9 protein-coding genes are annotated in these 18,398 nt (G+C 56.4%); all 9 read left to right on the top strand.

Annotated elements, in window-relative coordinates; all coding sequences use genetic code 11:
- The first annotated feature begins 80 nt into the window (after positions 1-80).
- On the top strand, positions 81-3,278 hold the full coding sequence (locus ALFI_RS01550; protein ID WP_014774506.1) for a SusC/RagA family TonB-linked outer membrane protein: 3,198 nt from the start codon (positions 81-83) through the stop codon (positions 3,276-3,278).
- A 25-nt stretch (positions 3,279-3,303) separates the two neighbouring features.
- A complete protein-coding gene (locus tag ALFI_RS01545; RefSeq protein WP_014774505.1) occupies positions 3,304-4,920 on the top strand; it encodes a RagB/SusD family nutrient uptake outer membrane protein in 1,617 nt (538 codons plus the stop codon).
- A gap of 37 nt (positions 4,921-4,957) precedes the next feature.
- A complete protein-coding gene (locus ALFI_RS01540) occupies positions 4,958-7,411 on the top strand; it encodes a hypothetical protein (RefSeq protein ID WP_014774504.1) in 2,454 nt (817 codons plus the stop codon).
- A gap of 78 nt (positions 7,412-7,489) precedes the next feature.
- On the top strand, positions 7,490-9,520 hold the full coding sequence (locus tag ALFI_RS01535; protein ID WP_014774503.1) for a S8 family serine peptidase: 2,031 nt from the start codon (positions 7,490-7,492) through the stop codon (positions 9,518-9,520).
- A gap of 18 nt (positions 9,521-9,538) precedes the next feature.
- Positions 9,539-10,006 carry a lipocalin-like domain-containing protein gene (locus tag ALFI_RS01530; protein WP_014774502.1) on the top strand — a complete coding sequence of 156 codons (468 nt, stop codon included), beginning with the start codon at positions 9,539-9,541 and terminating at the stop codon, positions 10,004-10,006.
- Between the two features lie 353 nt (positions 10,007-10,359).
- Positions 10,360-13,653 (top strand): SusC/RagA family TonB-linked outer membrane protein, encoded by a 3,294-nt coding sequence (locus ALFI_RS01525; protein ID WP_014774501.1) that lies wholly within the window; start codon positions 10,360-10,362, stop codon positions 13,651-13,653.
- 15 nt (positions 13,654-13,668) lie between these two features.
- Entirely contained in the window at positions 13,669-15,240 is a 1,572-nt protein-coding gene (locus tag ALFI_RS01520) for a RagB/SusD family nutrient uptake outer membrane protein (RefSeq protein WP_014774500.1), read from the top strand.
- Positions 15,241-15,277: 37 nt separating this feature from the next.
- Positions 15,278-16,171 (top strand): zinc-binding metallopeptidase, encoded by an 894-nt coding sequence (locus ALFI_RS01515; RefSeq protein WP_014774499.1) that lies wholly within the window; start codon positions 15,278-15,280, stop codon positions 16,169-16,171.
- Between the two features lie 16 nt (positions 16,172-16,187).
- The gene (locus tag ALFI_RS01510) at positions 16,188-18,107 is read left to right on the top strand and encodes a DUF4302 domain-containing protein (RefSeq protein WP_014774498.1); all 1,920 of its coding nucleotides are present in this window, start codon (positions 16,188-16,190) and stop codon (positions 18,105-18,107) included.
- Positions 18,108-18,398: the final 291 nt, after the last annotated feature.

The following is an 18,398-nucleotide window of genomic DNA, read 5'->3' as shown; positions in this document are numbered from 1 at the left end:
CGTATTGATTATGAACAATTTACATTATACTAACGCGGGCAGTTGACTTTTTATTTTAAAATTAATTAAAATTAACGCTTATGGTAAGAAAAATTGTACTATCGTTAATTGCCGTATTCGTGTTCTTGGCATATGCCACGGCCCAGAATAGGCAGATCTCCGGTACAGTTTCCGATGCAAACGGACATCCGGTTGCAGGCGCGACCGTCATTGTAGATGGGACCTCTCTGGGGACCACGACCAACACGGCCGGCGAGTATACGCTTTCGGCTCCGGTGAACGGCACGCTCGTGGTGACGTTTGTCGGTTTTGAGCCGCAGCAGCTGCCTATCGCCGGAAAAACCCGGATCAACGTCACGATGAAGGAGGATGCGCAAGCGATCGACGATGTGATCGTCGTGGCCTTCGGTACGGCAAAGAAAGAGGCTTTCACCGGTTCGGCTGCCGTCATAAAATCGGATGAGATTGCCAAGGTGCAGACCTCCAACGTGGCGACGGCTCTGGTCGGCCGCGTGGCCGGTGTGCAGACCTCCAGCACGTCGGGAGATCTCGGCAAGACCCCCTCGATCCGCGTCCGCGGTTTCGGTTCGATCAACGCCGGCAAGGAGCCGCTCTGGATTGTGGACGGCATGCCCTATGAAGGCGACCTGAACAACCTGAACACGAACGACATCGAGTCGATGACCGTCCTCAAGGACGCCGCTTCGAACGCTCTGTACGGCGCCCGCGGCGCCAACGGCGTGATTATGGTCACCACCAAAAAGGCGAAGTCGGGCGACGCCGTCGTGACGATCGACGCCAAGTGGGGCGTCAACTCGAAAGCGCTGGAGGAGTACGACGTGATCACCTCGCCCGCGCAGTATTACGAGACGCATTTCAAGGCGCTCTACGGCTATTATGCGCAGACCAATCCGGCGGCGAAGGCCTATGCGCTGGCCAGCAGCGGCCTGACTTCCAACGGCACGGGCGGTCTGGGATACAACGTCTATACGGTTCCCGAAGGGCAGGCGCTGATCGGCACCAACGGCAAGCTGAATCCGAACGCGACGCTGGGCCGCAAGATCATCTACAACGGACAGGAGTATTGGCTGACGCCCGACGACTGGATCGACGAGGCTTACCAGTCGGCGTTCCGTCAGGAATACAACGTGAACATCTCCGGTGCGACGGAGCGCAGCTCGTTCTACGCTTCGCTCGGTTATCTGGACAATACGGGTATTATCAAAAGTTCGGCGCTGGAGCGCTATACCGCGCGTCTGAAGGCCGATTATCAGGCCAAGAAGTGGCTGAAGGTGGGCGGCAACATGTCGTATGCGCACTTCAGCAACAGCAACGGCAACTCGAACGAAGGATCGGCTTCCTCGACGGCCAACATCTTCGCGTTCTCTGCACAGATGCCCCCGATCTACCCGGTATACATCCGCGACGGTTCGGGCCGCATCATGGTGGACGACAACGGCTATCAGATGTACGACTACGGCGACAAGGGCAATGCGGGTCTGACCCGTCCGCTGCTGCCCGGCGCCAACGGACTGCAGACCAGCTGGCTCAACAAGAAAAAGGCCGAGGGCAACGCCTTTTCGGGCAGCGGCTTCGTGGACATCTCGCTTTACAAGGGGCTGAAGCTGACGGTAAACGGCAGCACCAACATCGACGAAACCCGCACGACTTATCTCAACAACCAGTATTACGGTCAGTTCGCCGAGGCGGGCGGTACTATTTCGAAGTACCACACCCGCGACATCGCCTACAACCTTCAGCAGATTCTGAACTACAACGAGACCTTCGGCAAGCACAACGTGGGGCTGATGGTCGGTCACGAGTACTATCAGAAAAAATATTACTACCTGAGCGGCACCAAGTCGAAACTCTTCTCCTATGACAACGAGGAGCTTGGCGGAGCCGTCGTTGACGGCGCGGGCGCCCACTCCTACATCGACGACTACAACTCGGAGGGTTACTTCATGCGCGCCCAGTACGACTATGCGGGCCGCTACTTCGTGAGCGGTTCGTACCGCCGCGACGCATCGTCGCGCTTCCATCCCGACCACCGCTGGGGCAACTTCTGGTCGGTAGGCGCCGCGTGGCTCCTCAATCAGGAGAACTGGTTCGACGCTCCTTGGGTGAACATGCTGAAACTCAAGTCATCTTACGGTTCGCAGGGCAACGACAACATCGGCTACTACCTCTACACCGACACCTATTCGATCGAGAACAACAACGGCGAAATCGCCGTGCTCTTCGGGCAGAAAGGCAATCCCAACATTACGTGGGAGACCAACACCAACCTGAACATCGGTACGGAGTTCGGTTTCTGGAACAACCGCCTGAGCGGAAGCGTCGATTTCTTCAACCGCAAGACTTCGGACATGCTCTTCGCATTCTCGGTTCCTTCGTCGCTGGGTTACTCGTCCTATTACGCCAACGTGGGCGACATGGTCAACCGCGGCGTCGAGGTGGAGCTGAACGCCGACCTGATCCGCACGAAAAACGTATTGTGGAGCTTCAACCTGAACCTGACCCATGTGAAGAATGAGGTCACCTATCTGGCTCCCGAACACAAATCCACGACCGTGGAGGGCTACAAAGGCTATATCGACGGCAGTTATTTCGTCGGCGAAGGGCTGCCGCTCTACACCTATTACCTGCGTTCGTACGCCGGCGTCGATCCCGAAACGGGCGCTTCGCTCTGGTACAAGGACGTGAAGGGCGACGACGGCAAGATCACCCGGACCAAGACTTCGGACTACACCTCCGCGACCCGCTACCTGCACGACAGCGCGATTCCTTCGGTATACGGCGGCTTCTCGACCTCGGTTTCGGCCTACGGCGTCGATTTCTCGATCTCGTTCAACTACCAGATCGGCGGCAAGGTCTACGATTCGGGTTACGCCAGCTTCATGTCGTCGCCCTACGGAACCACCGTCGGCACCAACTACCACAAGGACATCCTCAAGGCGTGGACGCCCGAAAACAAAGGCTCGGACATTCCCCGTCTGCAATACGGCGACCAGTATACGACGAGCGTCTCCGACCGTTTCCTGACCGACGCGAGCTACCTGAACATCTCGAACATCAACGTCGGCTATACGCTGCCGTCGAAGATCACCCAGAAATTCGGCGTACAGAAACTGCGCGTCTATCTGGCCTGCGACAACGTGGTCTACTGGTCGAAGCGTCAGGGACTCGACCCGCGTTATTCGTTCACGGGAGCGACCAACTTCTCCAACTACTCGCCGATCCGCACTATTTCGGGCGGTGTAACCGTACAGTTCTAATCTAACGGATAAAACAGGGATTGAAATGAAAAACATATTGAAAACAACGACACTCGCCCTTGTCTGCTCCATGGCGCTCACGGGCTGTATCAAAGAGACCTTCCCCACCGACAGCGCGACTTCCGGACAGGTCAGCGATTCGCCGACTGCGGTGGAGGCCATCGTCAATGCCATCCCCGTCAACATGACCTACCCCTATTCGGTGTACGGCAGGACGAACAACTACGGCTTCGACTTCGGCTATCCGGGCATGATGTGCGCTACGGACGCCGCCACGGGCGACGTGATATGCTCCTCCGGCGACGAAGGTTCGGGATATGACTGGTTCACCTACTGGCAGTCGGGCATTCTGATCGGTCCGACGCAGACCGTATGTCGCTTCCCGTGGAACTGCTACTATACGTTCATCAAATCGAGCAACGATGTGGTCGGCCTGCTGGCGGGCGTGGAACTTTCCGAAGCGCAGAAAAGCTATCTGGGCTTCGCCAAAGCTTATCGCGCCCAGCTCTATCTGGATCTGGCCCGACTGTACGATCCGCTCAACAACAAGTACACCGACGTTTCGGGCGTCAAGGGGCTGACCGTCCCGATCGTGGATGAGAACACCACCGAGGATATGGCCCGCAACAATCCGCGCGTGACGCGCGAGGCGATGTTCGAATTCATCCTCAGGGACCTCGACGACGCCGAGGCGCTGCTGGCCAACTACACCTCTTCGTCGAAGACCAATCCGAGTCTGGCCGTGGTCTACGGCATCAAGGCGCGTGCTTACCTCTGGCTGGGCGGCTTCGATTCGTCGAAGTATGCCGACGCCGCGACGTATGCCCGCAAGGCCATCGACGCCTCGAAATGCACGATCATGACCGAAGCGGAGTGGCTGAACCCCAAAACGGGCTTCAACAAAGCCAACAATTCGTGGATGTGGTACCTTCCGCAGTCTACCGAAGGCATCGCCAACCTTGTGAATTTCGCGGCATGGCGTTCGAGCGAGGCTACGTGGGGGTATGGCGGCAAATACGTTTTCGAAGGCGTTACCAGCAATTTCTACAACGAAATATCCGACACCGACTGGCGCAAGCGCGCGTTCGTGGGACCCGATGCCAAATATGCCGATTACAGCGACATTACCAACCTGACGGCGGCGCAGTTCGCCAACCTCCCGGCCTATGCGAACCTGAAGTTCCATCCCGCCGAAGGCGAGACGGCGACCTATTCCGTCGGCAACGTTACCGATATTCCGATGATGCGCGTCGAGGAGATGTACCTGATCGAAGCCGAGGCTACGGCGCACGCCGACGCCTCCGCAGGTCTCCAGCTGCTCAAAACCTTCATGGCCAAGCGCGACCCGGAATTCAGCACCTCGGCCGTGTCGTCTGCCGACGTCGTGGAGGAGATTATCTGGAACAAGCGTATCGAACTATGGGGCGAAGGCGTCGTATTCTACGACTTCAAGCGTCTGAATTACAGCCTGAAAACCGGCTACGTCGGCACGAACGTACCTTCGGACTGCCGCTTCTCGACCGACGGCCGCGCACCGTGGTGGAACTTCTGTATCCCCGAAACGGAGACCCAGCAGAACACCGCGCTCGAATCGCAGAACAACCCCAATCCCGTGGGAATCATCGATCCGTGGGTGCAGTAACGTAAGTTTTCATGGATGATTTAAAACCGAAAAACATATGAAAGCAATCAAATATTTCTTATACGCGCTTATTGCGACTTTCGTGTTCGCAGGGTGTTCCGACGATCCGACCTACACCCGCGGCGAATCCGAGGCCGACGGCTGCTATGGGGTTTACTTCCCCTCGCAGGACAACGCCGCGGACCTCGAACTCGATCCGGCCGATCCGACGGTACTGACCTTCACGGCCATGCGTACCAACGACGCCGATGCCATCACGGTTCCCGTAACCGTTACGGGCAGTGAGGACGCGATCTTCTCCGCTTCGGAAATCTCGTTCGACGACGGGGCGACGGAAACGACCTTTCAGGTCTCTTTCCCCGACGCCGAAATCGGTACGACCTATTCCTGCAACATCCAGATCGAAGACAAGAAATACGCCTTCATCTACGGTGAAAAGGCTTCGGGCGTAAGCTTCTCCGTCACCCGCGTGAAATGGAACCTCGTGACCGGGCCGAAAGGCGAGACCAAGGGCAAATGGCGCGACGACATTCTCAGCTCCGCCTACGGAATTCCCAACCGTTACGGCGAAGGCGAGGTGGAGATCTACGAACGCGACGACAACCCCGGCTACTACCGCATCAGCAACGTCTACTCGGCGGAGTATCTGGCTTCGCTGCTGAACATGTCTCCGTCCGAAGTGTCGGGCAACCGTTCGGATGTCATTACCTATATCGACGCGACGAATCCGGATAAGGTCTGGCTGCCCGAACAGTCTACGGGCGTGTTCCTCAACAGCGGCGACGGTATCGTCAGCTTTGCCTCGCAGGTGCCGGAAAACGGATTCAACGGCAGCGGGTACGGCACCAACGTGAACGGAGTCATTACATTCCCGGCCAAAAGCGTACTGCTGATGTTCGGCGACGACGGCTGGTATGTCGGCAACGCCGGCGGCATGCAGCGTCTGATGCTGCCGGGAGCCGAGGAGTACGACTTCTCGCTCGCCCTGACCGACAGCGAACCGGCCGACGGCAAGGTCGAGATCGCAGCCAAACTGGGCGCCGACGTCGCCAAGGTGAAATACGCCTTCTTCGAAGGAGTCTTCGGCGACGCCATCGCCAAGGCGAATTCGGCGGGCATCGACGCGGGAACGGTCGAGTCGAAGGAGATCACGGCGGACGGAACCATCGTGGCCCAATTCGAAGAGACCGGCAAATACACCGTCGTTGCCAACATTTACGATGAGGCGGGCGAGCTTCAGGGCTACGAATTCCTGTCATTCGGCTACGTCAAGGCCGGCGACGACAAACCCGTCGTGCTGAGCGTCCGTACGGAGCTTACGTGGGAGTTCGAAGCGCAGGGACACACTCCCGAAAACTCTATCCGCTCCATTCTGTTCGGTGAAAATATCGAATCGGGCTACATGGGACTCTTCAAGAGTGCCGACCTGACCGGTAAAAGCAGCGAGGACCTGATTGAAATAGCCAAAACGTCCGGCAAGGCAATTACGGCTGAAGAAATTGACAAGATCAACGACACGGGTCTCTCGCTGCTTCATAAAGGCTTGAACGCCGGTACGGATTACGTGCTGCTGGTGTGGGCTTACAACGGCTATTACGGCAAACTGTACAGCGTGCAACAGACTACGGCAGGCAAACCGGATCCGCTGCAGATACACTATACGTACGACGATGTCGAAAACGGCCTGACCAAGGCGGGCTACTGCGGAACGTGGGATTACTATGCGGTCGATGCCTATGACAAGACCGGCAACACCTCCCGTCAGTACTTCGGACAGGTAGTCGTCGAAGACGGAGGAACGACTTCCGGATATGCGGATTTCGACAACGTATTCAGTGACTACGTGAAGGTGTCCGGACTTACGGGCGCTCCTCAGGCGTTCAATGCCGGCGAATCGCAGTATATGGCGTGGAGCGGCGGCCTTCTCTACGTACTCGCTCCGCAGCTGATCGGCAACGTGACGCTTCAGGGAACGGATTACTTCGTGAACGTGGCTTACACGGCCGAGGGTGACGACGGAGTTTACAGCGGACGCGGCCTGCTTCTGGGCGCGCCGGTGGCCGACGGACTGGTGGCTTTCGTGCCCAATCCCCAGCTTCAGGCGTCGAACAATCTGACGTTCACGGGCATGTGGTTCGGAATCTATGCGGGCTACGATCCTGCGACGAACAAATTCTCCGGCGGCGAAGGAGGCATCGTCTTCCATGAATGGCTGCTGCTCGCAGACCCGGATTTGTATCCGGCCGCCGATATGGCTTCCGTGGTAAAGGCGCTCTCCGTGCAGCCCGGCAATTACGTGGAACTCCGCGGGCCGGAGCTTGCGAAAGTAATTGTCGGCGAAAACAGAATGCCTGCCGACCGCGGCCGTGAGTGCGAAATCGTCGGCATGCCCGCTTTGGGCGCCGCCAAGGCCAAGGTGGAATTCCGTCAGGGAATCGCCGCCCGGAGTGCGGACTTCACCCGCAGGACCGGCGCGAAAATAACCGAATAAAAAACTGTCGTTCGGACAGTACGACTATCACCGGGGAGCCGGCCCGCGAGGCCGGTTCCCTTTTTAAATTCACCTACCATGACTGACAAGAAAATTTTACTGCTTGCGCTGCTGTTCCTTGCGGGCTGTGCCTCGGACCCGATGGAAGAGAGCGGCGGCAAGGAGGCTCCGGCGGCCGCCATGCGCAAGATCGTCAATGCTCCCGCGAATGCCGCGCGGGGCGAACTGCTGATCTATTTCGACGGCGATGCCGTCGGGGACGTCGAACAGACCGCCGCAGCGGCGGCGATTACGCGTACGGCGGCGACGCGCTCCGGGATAGCGCCCGTGGACGACATCTTCACACAACTGGGCGTCACTTCGCTGCGCCGCGTATTTCCCTGCAATCCGGTCGCCGAAGAGCGCACCCGCGCGGCGGGACTGCATAAATGGTATATCGTAACGTTCGGCGAGGAAGTCGATCTGGACGCAGCGGCACGGCGGCTCGCCGCCGTTTCGGAGGTGAGCTTCGTGCAGTTCAACACCAAACTGCAGCTGGCTTCGGACAACAGGGCCTGTCCCTACAGGGGCGGTTCGGCGGCGACGCGCGCCGCCGCCGGAGGTTTCAACGATCCCGGCTACAAGGACCAGTGGCACTACAGCAACAACGGCGACAGAATATTTGCCGAAACGACGCGCGCCGGAGCGGATATCAACGTGGAGGAGGCGTGGAAACTCGCCGCGGGCGATCCGTCGCTGACCGTGGCGATCGTCGATCAGGGCATCAAGTACTCGCATCCCGATCTGGCGGCCAACATGTGGATCAACGAGGCCGAGCAGAGCGGTGCGACGGGCCGCGACGACGACGGCAACGGCTATGCCGACGACGTTTACGGCTACAACTTCGCGCTGGGCACGAGCCGGCTGACATGGGACGTCGAAGCTTATGACGACAAAGGCAAGAACATCGGCGATTCGGGCCACGGCACCCACGTCGCAGGTACGGTAGCCGCCGTCAGCAACAACGGTGTCGGCGTGTCGGGCATCGCGGGAGGCACGGGCAGGAACGACGGCGTGAAACTCATGTCGTGCCAGATATTTTCGGGCGGCGAGGGCGGTTCGGCCGCCGTTTCCGCCGAAGCGATCAAATACGCTGCCGACAACGGGGCGTCGATTCTCCAGTGTTCGTGGGGGTATCCGGCCGGAGCGGTCACGACCGACAACGCCTACGCCAGCGGGGCGCGAATCGAAAAGCAGGCGATCGACTACTTCATCGCGACGAAAAACAACGCCGTTCTCGACGGCGGACTTGTGATTTTCGCTGCGGGCAACGACGCCAAGGCCATGTCCGGTTATCCGGGCGCTTACCGCGATTACATTTCGGTCACCGCCTTTTCGCCCGACTATCTGCCGGCCTACTACACGAACTACGGTCCGGGCTGCAACGTCGCGGCTCCGGGCGGCGACGCCTATATCTCGCCTTCGGGAAGCAGCGCCGCGCAGGTGCTTTCGACGCTTCCGTCCGAGCTTTACCAGTCGGATTACGGCTATATGCAGGGCACCTCGATGGCCTGCCCGCACGTATCGGGCGTCGCCGCGCTGGGGCTTTCCTACGCGCTGGCCAAAGGGAAGCAATATACGGTGGCCGAATTCAAATCGATGCTTCTGACTTCGGTGAACGACATCGACACCTACCTCGACGGCACCAAACAATCCCTGACCACCATGCAGCTGCGCAACTACCGCAAGCAGATGGGTACGGGAGCGATCGACGCCTACCAGCTTCTGATGCAGATCGAGGGCACACCCTGCCTGAAAGCGAAAGTCGGCGTACAGCAGCAGCTTTCGCTCGACAAGTACTTCGGCAAGGCTTCGGCGAACCTGACCTATCTCGGCGTCGAGATCTCGCAGGCTGACAGGACCAAGCTCGGTATTTCGGCGGAGCCGACCTTCGTGTCCGGGAAACTGAGGCTGCACTGCACCAAGCCGGGCGTGGCCCGAATAACGGTCAGGGCGGTTGCCGGAGGCAGCGGTCTCGGCACGGGGACATCGATGGGCGGCATGGAGATCGCCAAGGAGTTCGCCGTCATCGCCCGCGCGGTACAGACCGAAAACGGAGGTTGGTTGTAATATAAACGCATGAAGATTATGAGAAAGACTATCTATATCGTACTGGCCGCACTGGGCTTGTGTCTGTTCGCCGGCTGCGGATCGTCGGACAAGGAGAAGGTGTCGCCGCTGGTAAAACAGCTTGCAGGCGAATGGCAGCTCAAAACGTGGAACGGCGAAGCTCCGCGGGATTTCGATGCCTATGTCTCCTTCGGCGCGGACCGTTCGTTCGAAATATACCAACGGATCGAGCAGGTGGGCTACCAGAAGTATTCGGGAAAATACGAGGTCAAAAATGACGTGCTCGGCGGCGTATACAGCGACGGCAAGCCGTTCGGCAGCACTTACGACATCGCTTTCGACGAGTCGGGCAATACGCTGACGCTGACCAGCGCCACGGGCGTCGCGGAGACGGGCGTTTATGTGCGCGCCGCGATTCCCGACGGGGTCAAAAACGGAGCGGCCGTGATGAAGAGTTCCCGGACGGTTCTGATCCGGCTTTTATAGAACATCGCAGGCGGGATCGCTCCCCTCTGGCGCCATGTGCGGCATCGTTAGATGCCGCACATTTTTTATGCACTTTCCACCCGGTTTCCGGCTCCGGTTTCAGCCCGCAAGCATCCCGGAAAGGTTATACTCTGGTAACGTTCTTACCTGTTCGGTTATTTCCAATCAGCTGATCTTTAGTGAGTTGTTTGGCGTTTTCAGGTGACCGTATAGTTGCAAAGGTGCCTGCGTTCGCGCCTTTTTCCGGCATCGAAAATCGAAAACGGCACTGAAGATCAAACCATTGGGGATATCTGCAAACCCGAATAGAGGATGCTGGCTTTCTATTTTAAAATTAATTAAAATTAACGCTTATGGTAAAAAAAATCCTACTATCGTTAATTGGAGTACTTGTGTTTGCAGCGGGGGCATTCGCCCAAGCCAAACAAGTGCGCGGTAGTGTCGTTGATGAAAACGGAGCGGCCGTGATCGGCGCTTCGGTTATCGTCAAAGGTACGACCATCGGTGTATCCACCGATCAGCAGGGATTTTTCGTTATGAACAATGTTCCGGCGAAATCCGAGGAACTGCAAATCTCCTATTTGGGGTACAAGACTGCTACGGTAGCCGTTGCGCCTGAGGTGAAGGTCACGCTCGAGCCGGATTCTCAGACCGTGGAGACGGTCGTGGTTACGGGTATGACCAAAACGGATAAACGACTGTTCACCGGTGCATCCGACCAGTTGGTTGCCGACGATGTGAAACTATCGGGTCTGGCCGATATCAGCCGCGGTCTGGAAGGCCGTTCGGCCGGTGTTTCGGTGCAGAACGTATCGGGTACGTTCGGTACCGCTCCCAAGATCCGCGTCCGCGGTGCGACGTCGATTCACGGCAGCTCAAAGCCGCTTTGGGTTGTGGACGGCGTCATTATGGAGGATGTCGCCGATATTTCGGCCGAGGACCTCTCTTCGGGTGACGCCACGACGCTGATCGGTTCCGCCATCGCGGGTCTGAACGCCGAGGATATCGAGAGTTTCAATATCCTGAAGGACGGTTCGGCCACCTCGATCTACGGTGCGCGCGCTATGGCCGGCGTGATCGTCATTACGACCAAAAAGGGACGTGCCGGCGTCAGCCATATCAATTATACGGGCGAGTTCACGTATCGTATGATTCCCTCCTACGCCGATTTCAACATCATGAACTCTCAGGACCAGATGTCCGTCTATCAGGAGCTGTACAACAAGGGCTGGCTGGGCAATTCGCGTGTCACCAACGCGTCGGCGAGCGGTGTTTACGGCAAGATGTATTCGCTGATCAATGCCGGACTGCTGGAAAACACCGTGGAGACGCGCAACCGCTACCTGCGCAAGGCCGAGTACCGCAACACGGACTGGTTCAAGGAGCTTTTCCAGAATACGGTCATGCACTCGCATTCGGTAAGTATCACTTCGGGTACCGAGAAGTCCGCCTACTATGCGTCGATCAGCGCCCTTTTCGATCCGGGATGGACGAAGACCAGCGAGATTTCCCGTTATACGGCCAATCTCAATGCGACGTATAATATCTCGGACGCCCTTACGCTCAACCTGATTACCAACGGTTCGTACCGTAAGCAGAAAGCGCCCGGAACGCTCGGCGCCACGACCGACTATGTAACGGGCGAGGTGAAGCGCGATTTCGACATCAACCCTTATTCGTATGCCCTGAATACTTCGCGCGTGCTCGATCCGAAGGAGTATTATGTCCGTAACTATGCGGATTTCAATATTCTCCATGAACTGGCGAACAACTATATCGACCTGAACGTCGCCGATGTGAAATTCCAAGGCGAACTGAAGTGGAAGGCTTTCAAGGGATTCGAGGCTTCGGCGCTGGCGTCGGTGCGCTATACCGGAACTTCGCAGGAGCATAACGTACGCGAGGCTTCCAATCAGGCGAATGCCTACCGGGCCATGGGTACGACGACGATTCGCGACAACAACCCGTTGCTGTACAAGGATCCGGATGATATTTACGCCGTTCCCGTATCGATTCTGCCCGCCGGCGGTATCTACACCCGTACGGACAACCGGCTGCTGTCCTATGACTTCCGTTTCTCCGCGACCTATAATACGACGATCAACAATACGCATATTATCAATGCTTACCTCGGTATGGAAACCAACCAGAGCGATCGTCAGAAAACGTGGTTCCGCGGCTGGGGCCTGCAGTACGATTCGGGTGAAATTCCGTTCTACGACTATCTCGTCTTCAAGAAGGGCAAGGAGGATAACTCGCCCTATTACGAAATGGGCAACACCCACTACCGCAACGTCGCTTTCTTCTTCAATGGGACCTACTCCTACAAGGGCCGCTATACGCTTAACGGCACGCTGCGTTACGAAGGTAACAACGCGCTGGGCCTGACGACCCGTTCGCGCTGGCTGCCTACGTGGAACGTTTCGGGCGCATGGAACGTCCACGAGGAAAATTTCTTCAATTCGATCAGCAAGGCCGTTTCGCACCTGTCGCTCAAGGCCTCCTATTCGCTGACGGCCGACCGCCCCTCGGTGACCAATGCGCTCGCCGTCATCCAGAGCTATTCGCCGTGGCGCCCCTCGGCCGGCGTTACCGAGTCGGGTCTGACGATCAAGGATCTGGAGAACAGCGATCTGACCTACGAGAAGAAGCACGAGCTGAATATCGGTGCGGATTTGGGCTTTCTGGACAACCGCATCAACCTGACCGTTGACTGGTACAAGCGCGACAACTTCGACCTGATCGGTCGGGTGATGACGCAGGGTATCGGCGGCCAGATCCAGAAGTACGGCAACGTCGCGACGATGAAGTCGCGGGGTATCGAGTTCTCGCTTTCGACGAAGAACATCAAGACGAAGGATTTCAGCTGGACCACCGATTTCATCTATTCGCACATGAAGAACGAGGTGACCAAGTTCAATACTTCCACCCGTGCCTTCAACCTCGTTTCCGGTATCGGTTTCTCGCGTGAGGGCTACCCGGTGAATTCGCTTTTCTCCTACGATTTCCGGGGGCTGAACGAAGACGGCGTTCCGACATTCATCAACGAAGCGGGCGTGCTGACTTCGACCGATATCAACTTCCAAGAGACCGAGCGTTTCGACAATCTGGTTTATTCGGGTCCCTCGGAGCCGACGGACGTCGGAAGCTTCGGCAACATCTTCCAGTACAAAGGTCTGCGTCTGAACGTCTTCATCACCTATTCGTTCGGCAACGTCGTTCGTCTCGATCCGGTCTTCTCCAGTATCTATAACGACCTCGACGCCATGCCGCGCGAGTTCCGCAACCGCTGGATGACGCCCGGTGACGAAAGATACACCGATGTTCCGGCTATCGTGTCGAGCCGTCAGGTGCGGAATGACAGCAAGCTGTCGTACGCCTACAATGCCTACAACTATTCTACGGCCCGAATCGCCAAAGGCGATTTCATCCGCATGAAGGAAATTTCGCTGACCTACGACTTCCCGAAGCGCTGGATCAAGAAGCTGAGAATGTCCAACCTCGCGCTCAAGATTCAGGCGACGAACCTCTTCCTGATCTATGCGGACAAGAAGCTCAACGGTCAGGATCCGGAATTCTTCAATTCGGGTGGTGTGGCCACTCCCGTGCCGAAGCAGTTTACCTTAACGCTCAAAATCGGTTTATAATTTAGTTTAAAGCATATGAAAACGAACAAATTGATATATTTCCTGCTTGCGGGACTTCTTGTTGCGGGACTTTCCTCCTGTAACGATTTCCTCGACGAGCAGCCTGACAACCGGACGATTATCGATTCGGAAGAGAAGGCTATCAAGATGCTGGTATCGGCTTATGCGGACAGCCAGCCGTGGCTTTTCCTCGAAATGGCTTCCGACAATACCGATAACCACGGCGCCAATTACGATGGCTGGAGCCGTTTCTGGCAGGAGAGCTATGAATGGAGCGATCCGACCGAAACCGACAACGAAGACGCCGCTCACACGTGGGAAGCCCACTACATGGCTATCGCCAACGCCAACGAGGTGCTCAAGGCCATCGACAAGATGGAGATGACCGACAAGCTGAGCGCCGCAAAAGGCGAAGCGCTTATCTGCCGTGCCTATGCCCACTTCGTGCTGGTGAACGTTTTCTGCCAGCATTACGATCCTGCGCATCCCGACGACCTCGGTATTCCCTATATGGAGAAGGCCGAGACGGAACTCGATCCCAAATACGAGCGCGGAACCGTCGCCGAGGTCTACGCCAAGATCGAGAAGGATATCGAAGAGGGACTGCCGCTGATAAACGACGTGATCTATTCGGTGCCCAAGTACCATTTCAACAAGCGTGCGGCCAATGCGTTTGCGGCCCGTTTTTACCTCTACTACCAGAAATGGGACGAGGCGGTAAAATACGCTACGGTGGCGCTGACCAATTCGCCTGCCGGTTCGCTCCGCAATTATGAGGAGCTGCTGGAATATCCGATGAACAACGGCGCTACACTGAATACGGCGGCTACCTACTATGTCAGTGCGGATCTGACGTGCAATTTCATGATGGCCACCGCCTATTCGTATGCCGGCCGCGTATTCGGCGGATACGGTGTCGGAATGCAGTACAATCACGGACAGATGATTGCCGATAACGAGGGCATAGACTGCACGAATACTCCCTTCGCTCCCTACACGTGGAAGTGCGAACCGCTTCGCTTTGTCAGCGGAATCGACAAAATCCTGCTGCCCCGTGTTCCCTATCTGATCGAGTACCTCGACCCGGTGGCGGGAACAGGCTACAGGCATACCGTCTATCCGCTCTTCACGGCCGAAGAGACCCTGCTGACCCGCGCCGAGGCCTATATCATGCAGAAGGAATACACGGCGGCCCTGAACGACATGAATCTCTATCTTTCGAATTCATGCAGTAAATACAAGACGTTGACCGAGGCCAATATTTCGAGCTGGGCCGCATCGGTTGCGGATTACGATCCCAAGAATCCGACTCCGAAGAAGCCGCTCAACCCGGCTTTCGAAATCGACCGGACGCAGGAAGGCATGATTCATACGCTGCTGTTGCTGCGCCGTTACGAGACGCTGCACTACGGCCTGCGCTGGTTCGACGTGAAGCGCTTCGGCATCGAGATTTACCGCCGCACCCTGACCAGCAACGATTTGGGAATCAAGAGCGTGGACGATACGCTGGAGGTCCGGGACAACCGCCGTGCCGTTCAGCTGCCCGCCGATGTGCTCGCGGCCGACATGACTCCTAATCCGAGATAATGATAATTCGCTGATCTATATATAAAAGTTGAACGTTATGAAAAAAACAATATTAGGATTATTCGCATTCGTCTGCGCTTTTTCGGGCAGCTCGTGTTCCGAAGACGATCTGAGCGGCACGAGTGTCATCAAACCGGAGCAGACGACGGAGACGCCTTTGGACTCGTGGCTTTACAAAAACTATATCGAGCCTTATAACATCGAGTTCCGCTACCGTTATGAGGATATGGAGAGCGACATGATCTACGATCTGACTCCCGCGAACTACGAGAAGTCGGTTCAGATGGCCAAGCTGGTCAAGCACCTCTGCCTGCAGGCTTACGACGAGGTGACCGGAAGCCGCGACTTCATCACCAGCTACTTCCCGAAGATGGTTTTTCTGGTCGGCAGTCCCGCCTATAACAACAACGGCGAGGTCGTGCTGGGTACGGCCGAAGGCGGAACCAAGATTACGCTCTATGCCGTCAACAATATGGACCCGACCAATGTGGACCTGCTGAACGAGTGGTATTTCAAGACGATCCACCACGAATTCGCTCATATCCTCAACCAGAAGAAGCCCTTCTCGACGGATTTCAATCAGATCACCGGTTTGGCCACGGGCATCCGCTATGTCGGCAACGCCTGCTGGGACGTCTATCCTTCGGAGGACTTGGCGCTTAAGGACGGTTTTATCAGCCGTTACGCTTCGACTTCGGCCGAGGAGGAGTTCGTGGAGGTAAGCTCCATCTACGTCACCAACACGGCTGCCACTTGGGAGGAGATGCTCGAAACGGCCGGCGAGGTGGGCCGTCCGATGCTCGAAGCCAAATTCGAGATCGTGGACAAATACATGAAGAACGATTGGGGAATCGATCTGGACGAATTGCGCAAAGTCGTTTTACGCCGCCAGAAAGAACTTCCGAACCTCGATTTAGATGCCACTAATTAAGTAAAAAAGGATGTTTATGAAAAAAATATTGATATTACTGGCTCTGCCCCTGCTTTTCAATTCCTGCCTGAAGGACGATGAGGATAAATTCTCGAAATCGGCGACGGAACGCATTGAAGAGGCGGTCAAGGAAGCCATCACTGTACTTCAGGGCGCAGAAAACGGCTGGCGGATGGAGTTGTATCCCGAAGGCGAGCGCATTTACGGCGGCTACACGCTTTTCCTGAAATTCAATACCGACAATACGGTCGTCGCTTCCAGTGAGAATTTCGCTGCGGGCAAAACCGAATCGTCCTACTATTCGGTGGTTGCGGAGAGCGGTCCCGTACTCGCGTTCGACACCAATAACGACATCATCCATTTCTACTCCTCGCCGACGACGGGCGCTGAACTCGGCATCGGTACGAGCAACGGGGGACTGGAGGGCGATTCCGACTTCATCGTCATGGAGGCTTCCGCTGATTTCGTGAAGCTCAAGGGGCGCAAAACCAACAATTACGCCTACCTCTATCCGATCGAGGCGGGTGTGAACTGGAAGACCGAATTGCAGAGCTATCAGGATGCGGCTGCCAAGATGGACCTGATCTATACCCGTTGCGTGGTTGACGGCGTGACCTATCCGATTGACTGGGAGATGAGGCTCAACAACTTCTCTTCCCGCGTTTTCAGGATCTCCTACACGCCGGCTCCCGGAGACGACGGTTCGGTCTCCACGGGCGAGGTCATCAAGGCTCCTTTTGTCTTTACCGAAACGGGTCTTAAATTCTATTCGCCCCTGAAGATCGGAAACGTTGCGGTTTCGGAGATGACTTTCAAGGAGGACTATTATTTCGAGAATGAAGACGGAAGCGTCAAGATCTATTCGCCCAAGCCTGTCCGCTCGAATAACAGGCTTACGATCACTCCTGCGGACATTACCTTCAGCAGCGCGACCGTCAATGTGACGCCGAGCGTCGCCACCGATTATTACTATTTCGACGTTTATGAAAAGGCGGATCTCGAAGGCGAGAGCGACATGGCGATCATCAAGTCGCTGATCTCCGAGATGAACTCCTTGGTCGGAACTTATACGGCCGATTTCGTCGTCTCCGCTCTCGGCAAGAAGGGCGCGGCGAGCGAGATCTTCGAGGACCTCTCTTCGGAAACGGATCATGTTGTCATCGGATTCGGCATCGTCGCTACGGAGAATGTGGTTCTGGCTACGACGGATCTTTTCAGGAAGGAATTCACTACGGAGAAGGCTCCCGAACTCGATGAGGCTTATGCCGCTTGGCTCGGTACGTGGACCGTGACGAGTACGACGTCGATGAAGTCTGCCAAGCCGATCTCCTTCGACGTCACTTTCTCCACGAAGGTCGCCAATACCAACTTCGCGCTTACCGGATGGGCCATCTCGGCTTATCGCGACCGGTTCCCCGCAATTGCCACTTTCGACAAGGAAACCGGTTATATCATGATCCAGAGCTATCAGGAGATCGGAGCTACCGGAGACGGCACCGTTCGCTATGTCGCTCTTTGCCGTGACAAGAATGTAAGCGGTAAATATTATTATCCGGTAGGCGGTTCCTATGTGGGCCTGATCGGTGCCATAATGTCTGACGGAAAGGGCAAGGTTATCGGCAATGAACTCACTCTTACGGGCGATGTGGAGGCCGAGGTGGTTATGATGGACCAGTTCGTTTACAATGGGTCCAACTATCTGGGCAAGTATAATCCGACGGCCGACTCCGGGTTTACGGCCGACGACTATCCGGTCGGACCGTTTACGCTGGTGAAAAAATCTCCGGCCGCTGCCCCCGTTAAGGGGAAAGCCATGCTGGCAGGTAAATTTGCAGCTGCTGCGGACCGGAATATGAAGCCGGCCGTTCCGCAATTGACTTTGGCGCCGTCGTTCGAACGGCGTGCCGTTAATGCAAATGCAGTGATGCTCAAGTAAGATCGCTTGCATTATTGATCAAGGGGAGGGAGGAGCATCGACGGCTCCTCCCTTTTTTTGTGAAGCCGGGGTAGGGCGTGAGATGTTTCCGCAACTGAAAAAAGCAGAAAAAATGCAGCGGGCATTTGCAGATTTGAAAAAGAATTTTTACCTTTGCACCACGATAATACGGAAAGGAGTATTCCTGACCCCGATATCGGGATGGTGCCATAGCTCAGTTGGTAGAGCAAAGGACTGAAAATGCCTCGGTCAAGCACTTGAAACAGACTTATAAAACATTAAATACAAGAT

The sequence above is a fragment of the Alistipes finegoldii DSM 17242 genome (genome assembly GCF_000265365.1).
Lineage (GTDB): Bacteria > Bacteroidota > Bacteroidia > Bacteroidales > Rikenellaceae > Alistipes > Alistipes finegoldii.
This window is presented reverse-complemented; position numbering and strand designations above follow the sequence as displayed.